Consider the following 20,283-nt stretch of genomic DNA (forward strand, 5'->3'; position numbering starts at 1 on the left):
CAAAGCAAAACGCCTCTCAGAGATTCCCCTCTGAGAGGCGTTCATTCATCCACGATGTCGGTCAGGCAATAGGCGCCGTGCTCGCCCCATGCTCATGCCTGCCCGCCGGCTTGACGATCGCCAGCGTGGCAATCAACCCGCACAGCGCGGCAAACGACACCCATACGCCAGGCATCGCCTTGTTGCCGGTGGTGTGGATCAGCCACGTGGCAATCGCGGGAGTGAAGCCGCCGAAGATGGCCGTGGCCAAGCTGTATGCCAGCGAGAAGCCGGTGGTACGAACTTCCGGCGGCATGATCTCGGTGAGCGTGACGACCATCGCGCCGTTGTAGCTGCCATACAGGAACGACAGCCACAGCAGCACGGTCAGCATGCGGGCGAACGACGGTGCGGCAACCAGCCACTGCATGGCCGGGTAGGCCGTCACCAGCATCAGCACGGTAAAGAGGATCAGCAGCGGGCGGCGGCCGACGCGGTCAGACACGGCGCCCATCACAGGCAGCCAGAAGAAGTTCGAGGCGCCCACGCACAGCGTGACGATCAGGCTGTCCATGTCGGACAGATGCAGCACGCTCTTGCCGAAGGTCGGCGTGTAGGCGGTGATCAGGTAGAACGACACCGTGGTCATCACGACCATCAGTGTGCCTGCGCCTACCAGGCGCCAGTTCTGGCCCATCGAGCGGAACACGGCGGCCAGGTCCGGGCGGTGCTTGCGCTTCTGGAACTCCTCCGTCTCTTGCAGCGAGCGGCGGATGATGAACAGGAACGGCACGATCAGGCAGCCGATCAGGAACGGCACGCGCCAGCCCCATGCGCTCATCTCAGACGGCGGCAGCAGGTACGACATCAACACGCCCAGCAGGGCGGCAAACATGACGGCCACTTGCTGGCTGGCCGATTGCCAGCTCACAAAGAAGCCCTTCTTGCCGGGGGTGGCGATTTCGGCCAGGTAGACCGACACACCGCCCAGCTCCACGCCGGCCGAGAAGCCCTGCAGCAGCCGGCCGACCAGGACCAGCAGCGGCGCCGCCAGCCCGATGGTGGCGTAGCCGGGCACCAGTGCGATCAGCAGCGTGCCGCAGGCCATGAGCGCTAGCGTGACGATCAGGCCGGTGCGGCGGCCGTGACGGTCGATGTACGCGCCCAGGAAGATCGCGCCCAGCGGCCGCATCAGGAAGCCGGCGCCAAAGGTCACCAGCGACAGCATCAGCGAGAGGAACTCGTTGCCGGCGGGGAAGAAGGTGTCGGCGATGGCCTTGGCGTAATAGCCGTAGACCATGAAGTCGTACATCTCCAGGAAGTTACCGCTGACCACCCGGAAGATGGTGCGGGCCTTGGATTCGTTGGGGTTGGAGGTATGCATGAAGGGTCTCACTCAACAGCTTGGGTACAACGCGCGGGCGAGCCGGACAGCGAACTGCGGGCCGCCTCGTAAAAAGTGGTGATGTGGTACGGCGTGCTCGACGGCATGTCGGCGCGCAGGCGCTGGCCGGCGGGGTCGATCACCTCGTTCCAGCCGTGTGCGTGCAGGAAGCGTGCCGACCACGCCGGCAGCAGGCGCGCGAGCATGGCGCCCTGCGTTTCGGTGCACAGCGCGAGGGCGCGGCCGTATTCAGTCTGTGCCCAGATGCGCTGGCTGGCATCGCGCATCGTGCCGTCCAGATTGAGTGACAGGCACACGCCCTGCGTCTCGGCATCAACGCCATCGGCACAGGCCGCGTCCACCGCACGGGCGAGGCTCTCGGCCAGATGGCGGCCGGCTTCGGAGCGCGTAAAGACGTCGGCGTGCGCGCGCACGAGGTAAAACCATTCGAACTGGTGACCGGGCTCGATGCGGTTGTCGGCGCTGGCCTCGTCCACCGGCAACTCCGCGATGCTGCCCGTGCGGGTGTCGATGAAGCGCGCGAGGATGCCTTCGGCCAGCGTGCGCACGCCGGTCTCGGCCCAGGCGGGCGGTTCGTCCAGCGCGGCGGCGGCCAGGTAGGCCTCGGTCAGGTGCATCACCGGGTTCTGCGCGACACCGGCCAGCGTGGTGCTGAACGTGGCGTCCATGGATGCGACCGGCAGCGGTTTGGCCCCGGCGCGAGCAAAGCTGCGCGCGATCACGTCGTGCGCGTCGTGCATCAGCGCGGCGGCACGCGGGTCTTCGCTCACGGCCAGCCAATGTGCAGCGGCAAACAGCACGAAGGCGTGCGTGTACAGATCCTTGGTGGTGTCGTGCGGGGCCAGCGCGCTGTCGATCGCAAACAGCCAGCCGCCGTGGATCGTTTCGCGAAAGCGCGTGTCCAGTGCATGGCACAGCGCGGCGGCGCGTTCGGCGCAGAGATCGCGGTGGCGCTTGGAGAGCTGCGTGGCGCGCGCGAAGGTATACAACTGCCGCGCACATGCCATCGCCCGGTACCGCGCGGTTGATGCCGGCACCAGCGCGCCGTTGTTGACGACGAGCGCCTCATAGCAGAGACCGGCCTGCGCGTTCCAGCCCGGGCCGAGCCACATGGGCAGCAGAACGTCGTCGTAATAGCGGTCGAATGATTCCAGGGCAGCCGCAATGTCAGCGGACAGTTCGGTGGCCGTATCGGGCAGCGGGGGCGTGGAGGATTGTGAAAGCATGTGCGCCGTGATGATCGTGGCGGGCGTCGACCCGTTTTAGCCAGGCCGATTGCTCGGATCTGTTCTGTTCACCATAGGCGACGTACATGCGTTGTACATGTGAACAGACCCGGGATTGTGCTCCAACTGGCTGCCCCGCGCCACGCGCAACCGGTCCAATCCCGGTCACGGCGCAGGGTTGTGGGTCCAATGAAAGGTTTTTTCCCGGATGCTGCCCGGGCGTGGGTTGTGCGAAGATGAATCATCCCTGGCTCACCCCCTGGTCTTGCCCCGATCCATGCACCGTCGCGACCTGCTCAAGCAGTTGGCCGCCGGGCTGCTTGCCCTGGCTCCTGGTTTGTCCCGCAGTGCCGCGCCCGGCTCCGCCGCTGGCGCCTCCGAACCGTTTGACGAAGCACGCCTGCTGGCGCGTGCACGGGCCTTGGCGGCGCGGCCATACCGGCCTCGCAGCACGCAGTTGCCCCCGCCACTGGCCGCACTCGGCTGGGACGGCTACCAATCCATCGGCTATCGCCGCGATCACGCCCTGTGGGCCGGGCAGCACCTGCCTTTTGAGGCCAAGTTCTTCCACCTGGGGCTGTTCTTCAAGTCGGCCGTGCAGATGCACGAGGTGGTCGACGGCCAAGCTCGCTTAATCGCCTACGACCCCACCATGTTCGATTACGGCAAGAGCGGGCTGGATCATCGGGCGTTGCCGGCCGATCTCGGTTTTGCCGGCTTTCGGCTGACCACCAAGGCAGACCCGACGCGTGATGTGGCTGCCTTCCTCGGTGCCAGCTATTTCCGAGCCGTCGGCGGGCAGTGGCAGTACGGCATGTCGGCGCGGGGGCTGGCGATTGATACCGGCTTGCCCCGCGCAGAAGAGTTTCCGGACTTCACCGAATTCTGGCTGGTGCGCCCGGCCGCCGACGCCGATATGTTGCGCGTCTATGCGTTGCTGGATTCCCCAAGCGTGGCGGGCATCTACCGTTTCGACATCCGCCCCGGCGACACGCTGGTGATGGATGTGGCCGTCACGCTTTACGTGCGCAAGCCGATCGAGCGCCTGGGTATCGCGCCGCTGACCAGCATGTTCCTTTACGGCGAGAACGACCGCGCCGACCGCGCTGGCGATCGCCACAGCGCCGCCCGCCGCTGGCGTGCATCGGACTGGCGCCCGGAAATTCATGATTCCGACGGTCTGGCCATCTGGCGCGGGTCGGGCGAGTGGGTTTGGCGGCCGCTGGCCAATCCGCCCATGCTGCGCAGTCAGCGCTTTGCCGACGACAGCCCGCGCGGCTTCGGCCTTCTGCAGCGCGATCGCAATCCCGATCATTACCAGGATGACGGCGTGTTCTACGAGAAGCGCCCAAGTGTGTGGGTGGAGCCCACGCATGACTGGGGGGAAGGCGCGGTGGAACTGGTGGAGCTTTCGGCCAACGATGAAACCTTCGACAACATCGTCGCGTTCTGGCGACCGGCCGTGGCGCCGCATGCGGGGCAGGAGCTGGCGTTTGGCTATCGGCTGACGTGGGGCGCGCAGCCTGCGGCGGCCTCGCCGCTCGCGCGGGTGGTAGCCACGCGCACGGGCATTGGCGGCGTGGTCGGGCAGCCGCGCAAATACTTCTCCTGGCGGTTTGTGGTGGACTTTGCCGGTGGGGAGTTGTCGCGGCTGGGGCGCAGCACGGCGGGGTCGACCGTGGAGCCTGTCATCCGAGCCTCGCGCGGGCGGGTCGAGATTGCATCGGCGCGGCCGCTGGCGAGCATCGACGGTGTGCGGGCGATGTTTGACGTGGTGCCGGATGCCAGCAACGCGCCGATCGAGTTGTTGCTGACGTTGCAGTCGGGGGAGCGGTTGCTGTCTGAGACTTGGGCGTATCAGTGGACGCCGCCGGTGGATCGGGCGGTTTGATTCTTTGGCTTGGTTGATTGATGCGCGTGGTGCGTCCCTTGTTTCATCCCCTGCCGGGGCTGACCTACTTTCTTTGTCTTGCCAAAGAAAGTAGGCAAAGAAAGGCGCGCCCGAGATGGCGACCCATCCCTTGAATTTATGTCGCGGGGAGGGAAGGGAGGCAAACTCGCTGCGCTCAGACAGGCCTCCCTTCTTTTTCCTCCCCGCAACAGAAATTCAAGGCGCCATCTAGGGCAGGGGACGGCCAAACCGTCGCTGCTCTGGGTTAGTCGCGGGGCGATGTCTTGCTGAACTTCGCCGCCATTTCTGCCCAGCCTTCGGGGCCAAGCTTTTCCATCGTCGCGATATTCCGCTCGTAGATGTCCGCTGCATCGGGTACGGCTGCGGCGGCGCGGGCGATGCTGTCTTCGCGCAGCAGATGCAGGATGGGGACGGGCGCGCGATTGGTGGCGTTGGCGATGTCGTCTGGGTCGGCATCGGCGAAGACGAAATCGGGGTGGAAGCTTGCCAGTTGCAGCTCGCCTTCGTAGCCGGCCTTGGCGAGCACGGAGTCAGCGCGCTCCGTGAGCGAGTGGAAATCGAGGAAGTCAGCCAGGGCGGGAACGATCAGCAGCGTGGTGTCGATCTGTGCGGCGGGGGTGGCGTGCAGCAAATCGGCTTCGGCACGCAGGTGGTCGAGCACGTCGCCGTCCATCGTCGCGCGGCTGACGGCGTATCGAACCTGCTGTTTGACATGCACGGCCTTGGCGAAGGGGCACAGGTTCAGGCCGATGACGGCGTCTTCGAGCCAGCGCTGCACGCGCGCGACATGATGGGCTGCGTCATCCGCGTTCAGGGGCAGCGCATCGGCGGGCGGATCAAGCAGGACGAAATCAGGGGCGTGATTGGACACGGCGCATAGGAGGGATGAGATAGCGCGCAGTGTAGTCGATGGCCTGGGAGCGCTTCTTGCGACGGGATGGGTGTTGTGATTTGCAACGTCCGGCGTGCGCTGTTGATGTGCGTCGAGATCACTTCGGGTGCTTCGCGCGCCGCTTATGTGGTCAGTCCATTCCGTGTTTTTGTAAAAGAAGGAGCCCAACCATGATTGAACTGCGCCTGAAAACCGCCCTCGCCGTGGCCGCCACGTTTGCTGCGTCGGCTGCTTTCGCACAGATGACGCCGGCACCGCAGACTTCACCGCAGACCACCGGCACCGTGCAGACCGCCCCACAAGGTGGGCCGGCCACCTCGTCGTCTGACCCGCTGGTGCAGAAGCGCATTGACGACAAGGCCGCCAGCGACGAATACAAGACCCGCAAGTCCGACGCCAAGGCCGCGTACAAGGAAGAGAAGAAGGCCGCCAAGGCCAACCGCAAGGCGGAGAAGAAGGAAGCCCGCGCCAAGCGCAAGGAAGCCATGAGCGAACAGGGCGGGCCTGCCCAGACGCCGGCCAGCGAAGGCAAGTAAGCCGCCGGCCGAACCATGAAAAAAAGGCGATCCGAGGGTCGCCTTTTTTCTGTCCGCTGATTTTGCCTTCAGTGCCCGCGCGTTGTCGGCAGGCGGACCTGCGCGACGGCCATTTCCCATTGGGCGATGCGATGCGCGGCTTCGTCGCGGCTGATGACGGGGTGGAATGTACGCGAGGCGCGCCATTGCTGGGCGACCTCGGCTTCGTCACGATAGAAGCCCGTGGCGATGCCGGCCAGATAGGCCGCACCCAGCGCCGTGGTTTCGATGATCTCCGGGCGCACCACCGGGATGCCGAGTAAATCGGCCTGGAACTGCAGCAGCAGATTGTTTGCCGAGGCACCGCCATCGACGCGCAGTTCCGAGATGGTAGAGACAGCATCGCGCGTCATGGCCTGCAGCAGGGCGGTGCTCTGGAAGGCGATGGATTCCAGCGCCGCGCGCGCGATGTGTCCGATGGTCGTGCCGCGTGACAGGCCGACGATGGCGCCTTGCGCGGTCGGGTCCCAGTACGGCGCACCGAGGCCCGTGAACGACGGCACGAACACCACGCCGCCGGAATCGGGCACCGAGGCGGCCAGGCCTTCGACGTCGGCCGAGCGCTGGATGGCGCGCAGACCGTCGCGCAGCCACTGCACGACCGCGCCCCCAACGAACACGCTGCCTTCGAGTGCGTAGCTGCGTTTCGCGCCGCTCTGACAAGCCGCCGTGCTGATCAGGCCGTTGTGCGACTGGACAGCTTTGTCGCCCGTGTTGAGCAGCATGAAGCAGCCGGTGCCGTAGGTGTTCTTGGCCATGCCGGGTTTGAAGCAGGCTTGGCCAAATAGGGCCGATTGCTGGTCGCCTGCAATGCCGCCGATGGTGAGCGAGGCGCCAAGCCAGTCGGCATCGGTCTGCCCGAATTGATACGCGGATGGATGCACCTCGGGCAACAGGCTCGGGTGAATGTCGAGCGCGCGCATGAGGTCAGCGTCCCATTCGCCGGTGTGGATGTTCCACAGCATCGTGCGGGAGGCGTTCGACACGTCGGTCACATGGAGGCGGCCGCGCGTGAGTTGCCACACCAGCCAGCTGTCGATGGTGCCGAAGGCAAGTTCGCCGCGCGCGGCGCGCTCGCGGGCGCCATCCACGTGGTCGAGAATCCAGCGCAGCTTGGTGGCGGAAAAGTACGGGTCGATGATCAGGCCGGTACGTTTGCGCACCTCGTCTTCCAGGCCCTCGGCGCGCAGGCGCTCGCAGATGGATTCCGTGCGGCGGTCCTGCCAGACGATGGCGTTGAAGATCGGTTTGCCCGTGGCGCGCTCCCACACCATGGTCGTTTCGCGCTGGTTGGTGATGCCCAGCGCAGCCATGTCGGCGGCGGAGAGCTTCGCTTGTTCGAGTGCGGCGCGGCAGGTGGCGAGCTGACTGTTCCAGATGTCGAACGGGTCATGCTCGACCCAGCCGGGCTGCGGAAAATGCTGGGGAAACTCCTGCTGGGCGCTGGCGACGATCTGGCCGGCGCGGTTGAAGACGATAGCGCGTGAGCTGGACGTGCCCTGGTCGAGCGCGAGGAGGTATTCCATAAGGCAGAGACATTGAAGTGCCGGGGAAGATCACTCTACCCCGGCAATTGATGCAATGGTGATGCGAAAGCATAGCCCGCCGTTGGCAGGCGTGCGATGCAGATGATCCTGGTGCCGGATCACTCGTTATCTGGAACCTGTTCACGATCCGTAGCGAGCGGCCCGAGGTTGGCTTGAGAAGCGCAGCCGTACATGGGTACGGCGAGCATCGCGGGGCCAAGATCGGGCCGCGCCGTAGGATCGTGAGCGGGTTCAGCGCACCTTGCCTGCCTTCCAGGCTGCGAGCAGCTTGTCGTAGGCCACCGTCTCACCCTTCGGACGCTCGTTGTCGAGCTTCTTCCATGGGGCGTGTTCGGTCGACAGCCACTTCGACGGATCGCTTTCCGGATTCAGCTTCGGCGCGCAGTTCTTCATGCCGGCGCGCTGCAGGCGACCCATCACCTGGTCCATTTCCTTGGCCAGGTTGTCCATCGCGCCTTGCGGGGTCTTCTCGCCCGTGACGGCCGTGGCGACGTTCTTCCACCAGAGCTGGGCCAGCTTCGGATAGTCGGGCACGTTGTTGCCGGTCGGCGTCCAGGCCACGCGGGCCGGGCTGCGGTAGAACTCGATCAGGCCGCCGTACTTCGCTGCGTTCTTGGTGAAGTAGTCGCTGTGGATGTCGGAGTCACGAATGAACGTGAGGCCGGTGATCGACTTCTTGAGCGACACGGTCTTCGACGTGACGAACTGCGCGTACAGCCACGCGGCCGAGCGGCGCTCGAACGGGGTGGACTTGAAGAACGTCCACGAGCCGACGTCCTGGTAGCCGTTCTGCATGCCGTCCTTCCAGTACGGGCCGTGCGGCGACGGGGCCATGCGCCACTTCGGCGAACCGTCGGCGTTGACGACCGGGCCCGGCTTGGTCATCGGCGCGGTGAAGGCGCTGTACCAGAACACCTGCTGGGCGATGTGGCCTTGTGCGGGCACCGGGCCGGCTTCGTTGAAGGTCATGCCGGTGGCTTCGGGCGGCGCGTACTTCTTCATCCAGTCGATGTACTTGGTGAGGGCGTACACCGCGGCCGGGCTATTGGTGGCACCACCACGCGACATCGAGGCGCCCACCGGGGCGCAGCCTTCCACGCGAATACCCCATTCGTCGACCGGCAGGCCGTTCGGGATGCCCTTGTCGGCGGAGCCGGCCATCGACAGCCAGGCGTCGGTAAAGCGCCAGCCCAGCGACGGATCCTTCTTGCCGTAATCCATGTGGCCGTAGACGCGCTTGCCGTCCAGCTCCTTCACGTCGTTCGTGAAGAAGTTGGCGATGTCTTCATAGGCCGTCCAGTTGACGGGCACGCCCAGGTCGTAGCCGTACTTGGCCTTGAACTTGTCCTGCAGGTCCTTGCGGGCGAACCAGTCGGCGCGGAACCAGTACAGGTTGGCGAACTGCTGGTCCGGCAGCTGATACAGCTTGCCGTCAGACGCGGTGGTGAAGCTCGTGCCGATGAAGTCCTTCAGGTCCAGGCCCGGGTTGGTGAACTCCTTGCCTTCGCCGGCCATGTAGTCCGACAGCGGCATCACCACGCCATAGCGGTAGTGCGTGCCGATCAGGTCGGAGTCGGAGATCCAACCGTCATAGATGCTCTTGCCCGACTGCATCGAGGTCTGCAGTTTTTCGACGACATCGCCTTCCTGCATGATGTCGTGCTTGACCTTGATGCCGGTGATTTCTTCGAAGGCCTTGGCGAGCGTCTTCGATTCATACGCATGCGTGTCGAGCGTTTCCGACACGACGTGGATCTCGGTCACGCCCTTGGCCTTGAGCTTGGCTGCGGCGTCGATGAACCACTTCATTTCCGCCATCTGCTTGTCTTGCGACAGCGTGCTGGGCTGGAATTCGCTGCTGATCCACTTCTTGGCTTCGGCTTCGCCGGCATGGGCTGCGCCGACTGCCAGGGCGCTCGCCAGTGCAATGGCACTGATCTGAAGCGTCATGCGCCAGGATGTTTTCATTGGTATCTCCTCGTGCTTGTTGGCTTGTTGTTCTCCCCGCAGCGAAAACATCCGGCATTCCGACGCGGGGAGCGTGATGGAATGCCTGTGCCCGTACGTCAATTTGGGCGTGGAACCATCAACGTGTGCCGATGCCTCCGGACTTGCAAATTCAAGTACATCGATGGCGCATCAGCCGCGCCACATCACGATCACCAGCACCACCATCGAGGCGATGAAGCCACCCCAGGCGCTCGTCTCTTCCGACGTGAGCCCAACCCACGCCAGGTTGATATAGGCCGCAGTCAGCAGGCCGATGAAGAGGCGGTCGCCGCGCGTGGTGGCAATGGGCAGGAAGCCCTTGCGCTCCACGGTCGGTCGAACGACCTCCCACACCGTCATGCTGGCCAGCATCAAGGCGATGCAGCCGAAGAAGGTCGCCACTTCGGGCGTCCAGGCCATCCAACTGAACATATTCTTTTCTCCAACATTCGTTCCCGCGTTCGTGGAAACGTGATCAGGGCGAAGCACAGCGGTTCTGACGGTTCGGCGTGGCCGCAGACAGTACGTGTGGTACGGCAAGGCCGCGCCGGGCCGTCAGAATCGTCCTGATCGCGTTTACACGCGGCCCATCGCAAAACCCTTTGCGATGTAGTTCCGCACAAACCAGATCACCAGCGCGCCGGGAATGATCGTCAGTACACCGGCCGCAGCCAGCACGCCCCAATCCATGCCCGAGGCCGACACCGTGCGCGTCATCACCGCGGTGATGGGTTTGGCATCGACGGACGTAAGCGTGCGCGCGAGCAGCAGCTCCACCCAGCTGAACATGAAACAGAAGAACGCCGTCACGCCCACGCCGGCCTTGATGAGCGGCAGGAAGATCTTCAGGAAAAACTTGGGGAAGCTGTAGCCGTCGATGTAGGCCGTCTCGTCAATCTCGCGCGGGATGCCCGACATGAAGCCTTCCAGAATCCACACCGCCAGCGGCACGTTGAACAGCATGTGCGCCAGCGCCACGCCCAGGTGGGTATCCATCAGGCCGACCGTCGAATACAGCTGGAAGAACGGCAGCAGGAACACCGCGGGTGGCGTCATGCGGTTCGTTAGCAGCCAGAAGAACATGTGCTTGTCGCCCAGGAAGCGGTAGCGCGAGAAGGCGTAGGCCGCCGGCAGCGCCACCACGGTCGAGAGCACCGTGTTCATCGTCACGTAGATGATGGAGTTGATGTAACCCCAGTACCACGACGGGTCCGTGAAGATGATCTTGTAGTTGTCGAACGTGACGAGCTTCGGCCAGATCGAGAAACCGGCGAGCGTCTCCTCGTTGGTCTTGAGCGACATGCTCAACATCCAGTACAGCGGCAGCACGGCAAACGCCACATACACCGCCAGCGTGATCGCGCGAGCAATCTTGCGCTTGTGCTCGTTATTGTTGTTCTGCTTAGGCATGGTCGTCTCCCGCGGCCGTGCTGGCGCTGCCCATGCGCTGCATCCAGTTGTAGAGGACGAAGCAGAACAGCAGGATGATGAGGAAGTACACGATCGAGAATGCCGCCGCCGGACCCAGGTCGAACTGGCCGACCGCCTTCTGCGTCAGGTACTGCGACAGGAACGTCGTGGCATTGCCAGGGCCGCCGCCGGTCAGCACGAACGGCTCGGTGTAGATCATGAAGCTGTCCATGAAGCGCAGCAGCACGCCGATCATCAGCACGCCGCGCATCTTCGGCAACTGGATGTAGCGGAACACGGCCAGGCGGCTGGCGCCGTCAATCTCGGCGGCCTGGTAGAACGCATCCGGAATCGAACGCAGGCCGGCATACGCCAGCAACGCCACCAGCGGCGTCCAGTGCCACACGTCCATGATCAGCACGGTGATCCACGCATCGAACGAGTGCGACGTGTAGTTGTAGTCGATCCCCATCTCGTTGAGCCAGTATCCGGCCAGGCCGATATCCGAGCGCCCGAAGATCTGCCAGATCGTGCCGACCACGTTCCAGGGAATCAGCAGCGGCATGGCGAGTACCACCAGTGCAGCCGAAGCCTTCCAGCCCTTGGACGGCATCGACAGCGCCAGGCCGATGCCCAACGGAATCTCCACGGCCAGCACACACAGCGAGAAAATCAGCTGGCGCGTGAGCGCGTCCTGCAGATCGCTGTCGCGCAGGATCTGGCGGAACCAGTCCACGCCCACGAAGACGTGCTGCTCGGGGCTGATGATGTCCTGCACCGAGTAGTTCACCACCGTCATCAGCGGCAGGATGGCGGAGAACGCCACGCACAGGAACACCGGTAGGATCAGGAACCACGCCTTGTTGTTGAGCGGCTTGTTCATCGGCCGATCCTCTCGTCATTGCTGTAGTACAGCGTCTGCGGCGCATCCAGGCGCAGCCACACGCGCGATTCGGTGATGCTCACTTCATTCGGCAGCTTTGCCTTGATGGGCAAGCCGCCGGCCTCGCCCAGGCTGGCCGTCAGCAACTGGTGCGTACCCAGTTGCTGCACCTGATGCACGTTGGCGGCCACGGTGCCGACTTCACCGGCCGCCGCCAGCTGCACGAATTCCGGGCGGATGCCGAGCTTGAGCGAACCGTTTGCGTTCTTGAGCGTGGCGAGCGTGTCGCCCCCGACCGTCAGACGCTGATCGCCCAGGGCAATCACATCGCCGTCCACCGTCACCGGGTACAGGTTCATGCCCGGGCTTCCGATGAAGTACCCGACGAAGGTGTGGTCCGGCCGCTCGAACAGCGCTTCCGGGCCGCCTTGCTGCACGACCTTGCCTTCGGTCATGACCACCACCTCGTCGGCAAAGGTCAGCGCCTCCACCTGATCGTGTGTCACGTAGATCAGCGTGAGCTTGAGCTGGTGGTGAATCTTCTTGAGCTGGCGACGCAGTTGCCACTTCAGGTGCGGGTCGATGACGGTGAGCGGCTCGTCGAACAGGATGGCCGCCACGTCCTTGCGCACCAGGCCGCGGCCCAGGGAGATCTTCTGCTTGGCGTCGGCCGCCAGGCCCGAGGCGCGGCGTTTGAGCGCGTGCTGCAGTTCGAGAATCTCGGCCACTTCCTCCACGCGCTTCTTCACTTCGGCTTCCGGCGTCTTGCGGTTGCGCAGCGGGAAGGCGAGGTTGTCGAACACGGTCATCGTGTCGTAGATGACTGGGAACTGGAACACCTGCGCGATGTTGCGTTCGCGCGGCGTTGCGTGCGTGACGTCGCGATCGTCAAACAGCACCTGTCCTTCGGACGGCGTCAGCAGCCCGGAGATGATGTTCAGCAGCGTGGATTTGCCGCAGCCCGACGGGCCCAGCAATGCGTATGCACCGCCGTCGCGCCAGGTCATGTTCATCGGCTGCAGCGCGTAGTCGCTCAGACTTTGCGGATTGGGCCGGTAGCTGTGCCCCAGGTTGCGGAATTCAATGCGTGCCATGTGCGCCTCCCTGCTTGGGCGCGCTCACCAGCTTGCCCGCATCGTCGAACAGGAACAGTTCGGCCGGATCGACAAACACGTCCAGCGCCGCGCCGAGTTCGAACTCGTGCACGCCGGGCAACTGCGCGACCAAGCCGATCGTGTTCGACTGGCCGGCGGCATGCGCGCGCACGTGCAGATACGTTTCGGAGCCCGACAACTCGGCCAGTTCCACCGTGCCCGGCAGGGCAACTGCGCCGCCGTTGCGCGGCGCCAGGCGGATGTGGCTCGGACGCAGGCCGATGCGGCAGCGCGTGCCGGCCGCCATCGGCAGCGGGCGCGTCCACGCAACGTCAATGCCTTGCGGCAGCCGGATTTGGTTGCCCTCAACCACGGTGGCGTCCAGCACGTTCATCGGCGGGTCGTTGAAGATGGCCGCCGCGTTGACCGACACCGGCACTTCGTACATGTCGAGCGTCGGACCGTCCTGCAGCACGCGGCCTTCATGCATGACGACGGTGTGGCCGCCCAGCAGCAGTGCTTCCTGCGGCTCGGTGGTGGCATAGACGACGGTCGTGCCGCCGTCGGCAAAGAGCGATGCCAGCTCGGCACGTAGTTCTTCGCGCAGCTTGTAGTCGAGGTTGACGAGCGGTTCGTCCAGCAGCACCAGCGGTGCACGCTTGACGAGTGCCCGGGCCAGCGCACAACGCTGCTGCTGTCCGCCGGACAGCTCCGCCGGCAGGCGCTGCAGCAGGTGTTCGATGTGCAGCTTGGCGGCGACGGCACGCACACGCGTGTCGATCTCGCCCTTGTTGGTGCCCTGCAGGCGCAGCGGTGAGGCGATGTTGTCGTACACCGTCATCGCCGGGTAGTTGATAAATTGCTGGTACACCATCGCCAGGTTGCGATCGCGTACCCCCACGCCCGTCACGTCCTTGCCGTCGACTAGTACGCGACCGGTCGTCGGACGGTCCAACCCGGCCATGATGCGCATCAACGTGGTCTTGCCGGCCTGCGTCGGCCCCAGCAACACGTTGATGGCGCCGGGCGCCAGCCGCAGGCTGGTCGGGTACAGGTGCGTCTGCGCCCCGACCATGGCCGTAACCTGGTCCAGTTCCAGAATCAATTGATGTCTCCCGTCTTACTGCTTTGATTTCTTGATGTCTTGGCTCGTGCGCCCGGCCCGGTGCGTCAGGGCGCGCGTTCCGCAACTGGAGCGGTCTCGCCTTCGGGCAGATGCCGCGCCAGCCAGCCTTCCAGGCGGCTGCGGTCTGCATCGCTGGCGTGCAGGCCCAGCTTGGTCCGCCGCCACAGGATGTCTTGCGCCGTGCGGGCCCATTCGTGTTCGATCAGATAACGGATTTCGGCTTCGTACAGCCCGGGCGTCACTTCGGCGCCCAGCTCTTCCAGCCGCGTGGCGCCGGCCAGCATCGTGTTCAGGCGCGTGCCGTACTGGTGCGCATAGCGCATCGCAAGTTGGGTCGGCAGCCAAGGCAAACGTTTTTGCAGGCGCGTCACAAAATCGTCGAAGGTGTATTCGGCAACCAACTGCCCCGGCGCTTCCAGATCGCCGCCCGGCAGCGATGCGGTGGCCGTCCACGAAGGCTTGCCCGCAAGAGGCAAATGCGGGGCCAGGTGGTCCAGCGCTTCTTCGGCCAGCTTGCGGTAGGTGGTGATCTTGCCGCCCCACACGTTGACGAGCGGTGCGCTGGCGCCGTCGGCGCCGGTTTCGCATTCGACCAGGTAATCGCGCGTGATGGCCGAAGCGTTGGCGGCGCTGTCGTCCAGCAGCGGCCGCACACCCGAGTAGCTCCACACCACGTCGGCCGGTGTCAGTTGCTGGGTGAAATAGCGGCTGGCCATTTCGCACAGGTATTGGATTTCGCCCGCGTCAATGGCCACTTGGTCCACCGAGCCCTTGTATTCCAGATCCGTCGTGCCGATCAGCGTGAATTCGTTCTGGTACGGAATCGCAAACACGATCCGCCCGTCCGGGTTCTGGAAGATATAGGCGAACGGGTGGTTGAACATTCGCCGCACGACGATGTGGCTGCCCTTGATCAGGCGCAGGCCGCGCGTGCTCGGCAGCGCGTGCGCAGAGCGGGCGAACTCCGCCGCCCACGGCCCGGCTGCATTGACGATTGCCTTGGCGCGCACGGAGCGAATGCCCTCCGGGCCGGCCAGCGAGGCATGCCAGCCATCGGAGCGGCGTTCGGCGTTCAGGCAGCGCGTGCGGGTGAAAATCTGCGCCCCGCGGTCCGCCGCGTCGCGGGCGTTGAGCACCACCAGGCGGGCGTCGTCCACCCAGCCGTCGGAATAGACGAAACCCCGCGTGTAGCCTGCCTTGAGCGGCTTACCTGCCGGGTGCTGCGCAAGCTTGATGGATTCCGAACCCGGCAGAAAGCGCCGGCGCGCCAGGTGGTCATAGAGGAAGAGGCCCGCGCGGATCATCCATGCCGGGCGTTGCGCCGCATCGTGCGGCATCACGAAACGCAGCGGCCACATGATGTGCGGCGCCATGCGCAGCAGCACCTCGCGCTCCTGCAGAGCCTTGCGCACCAGGCTGAATTCGTAATATTCGAGGTAGCGCAGCCCGCCGTGGATCAGCTTGGTTGAGGCCGAAGAGGTGTGCTGGGCCAGGTCGTCTTTTTCACACAAGACCACCGACAGGCCACGGCCCACGGCATCCCGCGCGATACCCACGCCGTTGATGCCGCCTCCGACCACCAGCAGATCACAGTCCAGATGCGACGCGTCAGTGAGTTGCATGGGTTGGAATCTGTTGATTTGCGCGTCTTTTCTTGCGAATAGTGACGCGTTGGCGGATAGTTTAGTGAAGGGCGAAAATAAAGCAACATAGGGAATCGCCTAATCCGCTCATATGTGTTCGTTTGTGTTCATTTCGTGATTTGATGCTTCCGCGACACCGCCAGATCCTCGAATACGTCCGCCAGCACGGCGATGCCTCCGTCGACGCGCTTGCTCGCGTGCTCGGCGTCACGACGCAAACCATTCGCCGCGATATTCGGCAGCTCGAAGACGAGCGCCTGCTCGCGCGCTACCACGGCGGCGTTGGCCTGCCATCGTCGGTCGAGAACATCGACTACGACCAGCGTCAGGTCCTGCACATCGACGCCAAGCGCCGCATCGCCGAAGTCGTCGCGCGCCATGTCGAGCCCGGCCGCTCGCTCATCATCAATATCGGAACGACCACCGAAGAAGTCTCCAAGGCGCTGGTCGGCCAGAGCGGACCGCGCGGCCTGCGCGTCATCACCAACAACCTGAACGTCGCGTCGATCCTCTCCGGCAGCCCGGATGCCGAAGTCATCGTCGCCGGCGGCCTCGTGCGCAACCGCGACCGCGGCATCGTTGGCGAGGCTACGATCGACTTCATGAAGCAGTTCCGCGTCGACATTGGCATCATCGGCGTCTCCAGCATCGACGAAGACGGCACGCTGCTCGACTACGACTACCGCGAGGTCCGCGTCGCCCAGGCCATCATCGAGCAGTCGCGCGAAGTCTGGCTCGTCGCCGATCACTCCAAGTTCGGCCGCCGCGCGGTCGTCCGCCTGGGCCATGTTTCCCAGATCGACAAGTTCTTCACTGACGTCCCGGTGCCCGAGCCGATGGCCGAAGTCTTCCGCGCCGCCGAGGTCGACGTGGTCGTCGCCAGCGAAACGCTCTGACGTTTGATCTGGCGCTCCTGCAGTCTTCGCCCCGTCGACTACAGTGAAATGACAAGGCGCGCACCTTGCGAGCCGCACTGTCATCCAGATTCGTCATACGGGGAGCATCGTGAGCAAGCACTCACATGCGGCAATCCTTTCGATCTTCGCGGGCATCGTCACCGAACACATCGCTGCTTTGCGCGATGCCCTCGCCAGGCTGGCTGCGCCCAGCCCAAGCGGCGAAGATCTTCACCAGTTTCGCGTCACTCTGCGCCGCCTGCGTTCGGCTTGGGTGACGTTCGCGCCGGTCCTGCCAACCAGCTTTGCCGCAGAGTGGATACCGCGCCTGCGTGCGCTCGCCGCTTCCACGGGTCCTGTGCGCGAATGGGATGTGTTGCTCTCCGATTGGCTTCCCGCTGCCCGGGAGTCGCTACTCGATAGTGACGAGGCAGGCCGGGCATGGCTGGACGAGGCGCTTACAAAGTCCCAAGGGGCGCGCAACCGTGCATGGGAGGAACTGCGTGCCGAGCTGGCGTCGCCAGATGTGTCGGAAGCGCTGCTTGAACTGGAGCAGGCGGTCGCTGCGTTTCATATAGAAGGTGAGCCCGAACGGCATCTCCGTTTCGCTCGTGCACAGGCCCGGGCGCTCAGAAAGAAGCTGATCCGTCGCGGGCGCCACCCCAGGCGGTTGTCTGCACCGCGGCTGCATCGTGCTCGCATCGCCGCCAAGCAATGGCGCTATCTATATGAAGCGTTCTACCCGGCGCTTGGCGCCAACGTAGCCAAGCGGTACCGGAGCCATTTGCGCAAACTGCAAGACGCCCTGGGCGAGGTACACGATGCGAGTGTCGCCCTTGATTGCGTTGCGGGCGTATTGGATGCGACGCCGCCGCTGTCTATAGTGAACGCCTTTCACAAGCGCGCCAGCAGCGCGCGGGGCCGGGCAGCCAAGGGTCTGCGATGGATGCGGTCCCACAAGGCGCCATAACCCTGGGGAAAGTGCAGAAAGACCCCGTAATGAGAAAGGGCTTGCACTGTTCGGAAAACCCGCCTATAGTTCGCCCCTCGCTGCAAAACACAGCGCCGAGACGCAGGTTGAGGCGGTGGAGTTGGGTGGTGGAGAAGCAGGAGTGGGGCGGGTTTGCGGTCGATTGTGTGGTTGGCGATTGGCTGGAAATTCAGGAGTGGTTGGTGGCGAGTTGATGATAAAAATTCTTCGACGAGTTGTTGACAGCGACGAAAAAGCTCTGCATAATCTCGTTTCTCTGCTGCAGACAACGCAGCGACGCGGTGAACAAAGTTGATCGCGAAGTTCTTTAACAAGCAAACAGCCGATAAGTGTGGGCGCTTAATACTGGATGCGGCGGATTTCGATCCGCTAGCTAACAAGTAATGAAGTGCTCGCACAGAAGTAAGGTTTGAACGAAAGTTCAAGTCAGATTCTGAGAGTGAGCGACCGCTCGTAAAGAGCGAAAAACAGCAGATTGAACTGAAGAGTTTGATCCTGGCTCAGATTGAACGCTGGCGGCATGCCTTACACATGCAAGTCGAACGGCAGCATGATCTAGCTTGCTAGATTGATGGCGAGTGGCGAACGGGTGAGTAATACATCGGAACGTGCCCTGTAGTGGGGGATAACTAGTCGAAAGATTAGCTAATACCGCATACGACCTGAGGGTGAAAGTGGGGGACCGCAAGGCCTCATGCTATAGGAGCGGCCGATGTCTGATTAGCTAGTTGGTGGGGTAAAGGCCCACCAAGGCGACGATCAGTAGCTGGTCTGAGAGGACGATCAGCCACACTGGGACTGAGACACGGCCCAGACTCCTACGGGAGGCAGCAGTGGGGAATTTTGGACAATGGGCGAAAGCCTGATCCAGCAATGCCGCGTGTGTGAAGAAGGCCTTCGGGTTGTAAAGCACTTTTGTCCGGAAAGAAATGGCTCTGGTTAATACCTGGGGTCGATGACGGTACCGGAAGAATAAGGACCGGCTAACTACGTGCCAGCAGCCGCGGTAATACGTAGGGTCCAAGCGTTAATCGGAATTACTGGGCGTAAAGCGTGCGCAGGCGGTTGTGCAAGACCGATGTGAAATCCCCGAGCTTAACTTGGGAATTGCATTGGTGACTGCACGGCTAGAGTGTGTCAGAGGGGGGTAGAATTCCACGTGTAGCAGTGAAATGCGTAGAGATGTGGAGGAATACCGATGGCGAAGGCAGCCCCCTGGGATAACACTGACGCTCATGCACGAAAGCGTGGGGAGCAAACAGGATTAGATACCCTGGTAGTCCACGCCCTAAACGATGTCAACTAGTTGTTGGGGATTCATTTCCTTAGTAACGTAGCTAACGCGTGAAGTTGACCGCCTGGGGAGTACGGTCGCAAGATTAAAACTCAAAGGAATTGACGGGGACCCGCACAAGCGGTGGATGATGTGGATTAATTCGATGCAACGCGAAAAACCTTACCTACCCTTGACATGCCACTAACGAAGCAGAGATGCATTAGGTGCTCGAAAGAGAAAGTGGACACAGGTGCTGCATGGCTGTCGTCAGCTCGTGTCGTGAGATGTTGGGTTAAGTCCCGCAACGAGCGCAACCCTTGTCTCTAGTTGCTACGAAAGGGCACTCTAGAGAGACTGCCGGTGACAAACCGGAGGAAGGTGGGGATGACGTCAAGTCCTCATGGCCCTTATGGGTAGGGCTTCACACGTCATACAATGGTGCATACAGAGGGTTGCCAAGCCGCGAGGTGGAGCTAATCCCAGAAAATGCATCGTAGTCCGGATCGTAGTCTGCAACTCGACTACGTGAAGCTGGAATCGCTAGTAATCGCGGATCAGCATGCCGCGGTGAATACGTTCCCGGGTCTTGTACACACCGCCCGTCACACCATGGGAGTGGGCTTTACCAGAAGTAGTTAGCCTAACCGCAAGGAGGGCGATTACCACGGTAGGGTTCATGACTGGGGTGAAGTCGTAACAAGGTAGCCGTATCGGAAGGTGCGGCTGGATCACCTCCTTTAAGAGCGTGCATCCGACGTTAGGCGTCCACACTTATCGGTTTGTTTGATGTTACAGCCAAGGGTCTGTAGCTCAGGTGGTTAGAGCACCGTCTTGATAAGGCGGGGGTCGTAGGTTCAAGTCCTACCAGACCCACCAAGTTACGGACGGTGGAAGTTGTTCTCTGCCGTGACTGGGGGATTAGCTCAGCTGGGAGAGCACCTGCTTTGCAAGCAGGGGGTCGTCGGTTCGATCCCGTCATCCTCCACCAATACCTTTTGGTTGCCAAACGCAAGCATCGACAGAGAAGTCGATGAATGCGGTGTTTGCGTTTGGCTTAGCCAAGACGAGTGATAACTCGGCTGTTCTTTAACAATATGGAATGTAGTAAAGGTGTCGCGGTGCGTTGATGAGACGCACATTCAAAACGCGACACTGGGTTGTGATTGTATCAACCAGTATTACCAGAGCAATCGAAAGATTGTCTTGGAATACGGCACAACGCGAGAACTCAGCCTATATCGAGACATACTCGTTATAGGGTCAAGCGAATAAGTGCATGTGGTGGATGCCTTGGCGATTACAGGCGATGAAGGACGTAGTAGCCTGCGAAAAGCTGCGGGGAGCTGGCAAACAAGCTTTGATCCGCAGATATCCGAATGGGGAAACCCGGCCCGAATGGTCATCCCTTGCTGAATACATAGGCAAGGGAAGCGAACGCA

General features: G+C 62.9%; 15 protein-coding genes, 2 tRNA genes, 1 rRNA gene and 1 other annotated feature. Of the genes, 7 read left to right on the forward strand and 11 right to left on the reverse strand.

The features are described 5' to 3' along the window. Positions 1–61: 61 nt before the first annotated feature. Both tcuC and M1D44_RS16540 read right to left on the reverse strand, forming a co-directional pair. Positions 62–1,363, reverse strand: coding sequence for an MFS transporter (gene tcuC / locus M1D44_RS16535; RefSeq protein WP_024977470.1), 1,302 nt, complete (start codon positions 1,361–1,363; stop codon positions 62–64). Between the two features lie 8 nt (positions 1,364–1,371). Beyond that, on the reverse strand, positions 1,372–2,610 hold the full coding sequence (locus tag M1D44_RS16540; RefSeq protein WP_316854071.1) for an AGE family epimerase/isomerase: 1,239 nt from the start codon (positions 2,608–2,610) through the stop codon (positions 1,372–1,374). A gap of 277 nt (positions 2,611–2,887) precedes the next feature. Here M1D44_RS16540 and M1D44_RS16545 point away from each other — a divergent pair, with 277 nt between their 5' ends. After that, the gene (locus M1D44_RS16545) at positions 2,888–4,501 is read left to right on the forward strand and encodes an OpgD/OpgG family glucan biosynthesis protein (protein WP_316854072.1); all 1,614 of its coding nucleotides are present in this window, start codon (positions 2,888–2,890) and stop codon (positions 4,499–4,501) included. Positions 4,502–4,766: 265 nt separating this feature from the next. Here the strand turns inward: M1D44_RS16545 and M1D44_RS16550 are convergent, their stop codons facing one another. Further along, complete coding sequence (locus tag M1D44_RS16550) at positions 4,767–5,393, reverse strand: DUF1415 domain-containing protein (protein WP_316854073.1); 627 nt, start codon at positions 5,391–5,393, stop codon at positions 4,767–4,769. A 191-nt stretch (positions 5,394–5,584) separates the two neighbouring features. Between M1D44_RS16550 and M1D44_RS16555 the strand changes: the two genes are divergently transcribed. After that, entirely contained in the window at positions 5,585–5,950 is a 366-nt protein-coding gene (locus tag M1D44_RS16555; protein WP_316854074.1) for a hypothetical protein, read from the forward strand. Between the two features lie 68 nt (positions 5,951–6,018). On the opposite strand, the gene glpK is transcribed toward M1D44_RS16555, so the two are convergent. From glpK to glpD, 8 genes are all read right to left on the reverse strand, one after another. Continuing rightward, positions 6,019–7,515, reverse strand: a complete 1,497-nt coding sequence (gene glpK / locus M1D44_RS16560; protein WP_024977475.1) for a glycerol kinase GlpK — start codon at positions 7,513–7,515, stop codon at positions 6,019–6,021. 252 nt (positions 7,516–7,767) lie between these two features. After that, positions 7,768–9,504, reverse strand: coding sequence for an ABC transporter substrate-binding protein (locus M1D44_RS16565; RefSeq protein ID WP_024977476.1), 1,737 nt, complete (start codon positions 9,502–9,504; stop codon positions 7,768–7,770). Positions 9,505–9,675: 171 nt separating this feature from the next. Next, entirely contained in the window at positions 9,676–9,957 is a 282-nt protein-coding gene (locus tag M1D44_RS16570; protein WP_024977477.1) for a DUF2160 domain-containing protein, read from the reverse strand. 144 nt (positions 9,958–10,101) lie between these two features. Then, positions 10,102–10,935: a carbohydrate ABC transporter permease gene (locus M1D44_RS16575; RefSeq protein ID WP_027680527.1), complete on the reverse strand. Its 834-nt coding sequence runs from the start codon at positions 10,933–10,935 to the stop codon at positions 10,102–10,104. Then, the gene (locus tag M1D44_RS16580) at positions 10,928–11,818 is read right to left on the reverse strand and encodes a carbohydrate ABC transporter permease (RefSeq protein ID WP_112186783.1); all 891 of its coding nucleotides are present in this window, start codon (positions 11,816–11,818) and stop codon (positions 10,928–10,930) included. The genes M1D44_RS16575 and M1D44_RS16580 overlap by 8 nt, the downstream gene beginning before the upstream one ends. Then, positions 11,815–12,912, reverse strand: a complete 1,098-nt coding sequence (locus M1D44_RS16585; RefSeq protein WP_316854075.1) for an ABC transporter ATP-binding protein — start codon at positions 12,910–12,912, stop codon at positions 11,815–11,817. Before M1D44_RS16585 ends, M1D44_RS16580 begins: the two co-directional genes overlap by 4 nt. Further along, a complete protein-coding gene (locus M1D44_RS16590) occupies positions 12,899–14,017 on the reverse strand; it encodes an ABC transporter ATP-binding protein (protein WP_316854076.1) in 1,119 nt (372 codons plus the stop codon). The genes M1D44_RS16585 and M1D44_RS16590 overlap by 14 nt, the downstream gene beginning before the upstream one ends. A 65-nt stretch (positions 14,018–14,082) precedes the next feature. Beyond that, positions 14,083–15,660 carry a glycerol-3-phosphate dehydrogenase gene (gene glpD, locus M1D44_RS16595; RefSeq protein ID WP_316854077.1) on the reverse strand — a complete coding sequence of 526 codons (1,578 nt, stop codon included), beginning with the start codon at positions 15,658–15,660 and terminating at the stop codon, positions 14,083–14,085. Between the two features lie 143 nt (positions 15,661–15,803). Between glpD and M1D44_RS16600 the strand changes: the two genes are divergently transcribed. The 5 genes from M1D44_RS16600 (at position 15,804) to M1D44_RS16620 (ending at position 19,832) form a co-directional block, all read left to right on the forward strand. After that, a complete protein-coding gene (locus M1D44_RS16600) occupies positions 15,804–16,577 on the forward strand; it encodes a DeoR/GlpR family DNA-binding transcription regulator (protein ID WP_024977483.1) in 774 nt (257 codons plus the stop codon). 109 nt (positions 16,578–16,686) lie between these two features. Beyond that, positions 16,687–17,547 carry a CHAD domain-containing protein gene (locus M1D44_RS16605; protein ID WP_024977484.1) on the forward strand — a complete coding sequence of 287 codons (861 nt, stop codon included), beginning with the start codon at positions 16,687–16,689 and terminating at the stop codon, positions 17,545–17,547. Positions 17,548–18,045: 498 nt separating this feature from the next. Further along, positions 18,046–19,583, forward strand: a 16S ribosomal RNA gene (locus tag M1D44_RS16610). A gap of 60 nt (positions 19,584–19,643) precedes the next feature. Beyond that, positions 19,644–19,720: transfer RNA gene (locus M1D44_RS16615), tRNA-Ile, on the forward strand. Between the two features lie 36 nt (positions 19,721–19,756). After that, positions 19,757–19,832 (forward strand) — tRNA-Ala (locus tag M1D44_RS16620). Between the two features lie 270 nt (positions 19,833–20,102). Continuing rightward, positions 20,103–20,283 (forward strand) — a sequence feature (23S ribosomal RNA rRNA prediction is too short).

It is taken from the genome of Ralstonia sp. SA306, from assembly GCF_054792405.1.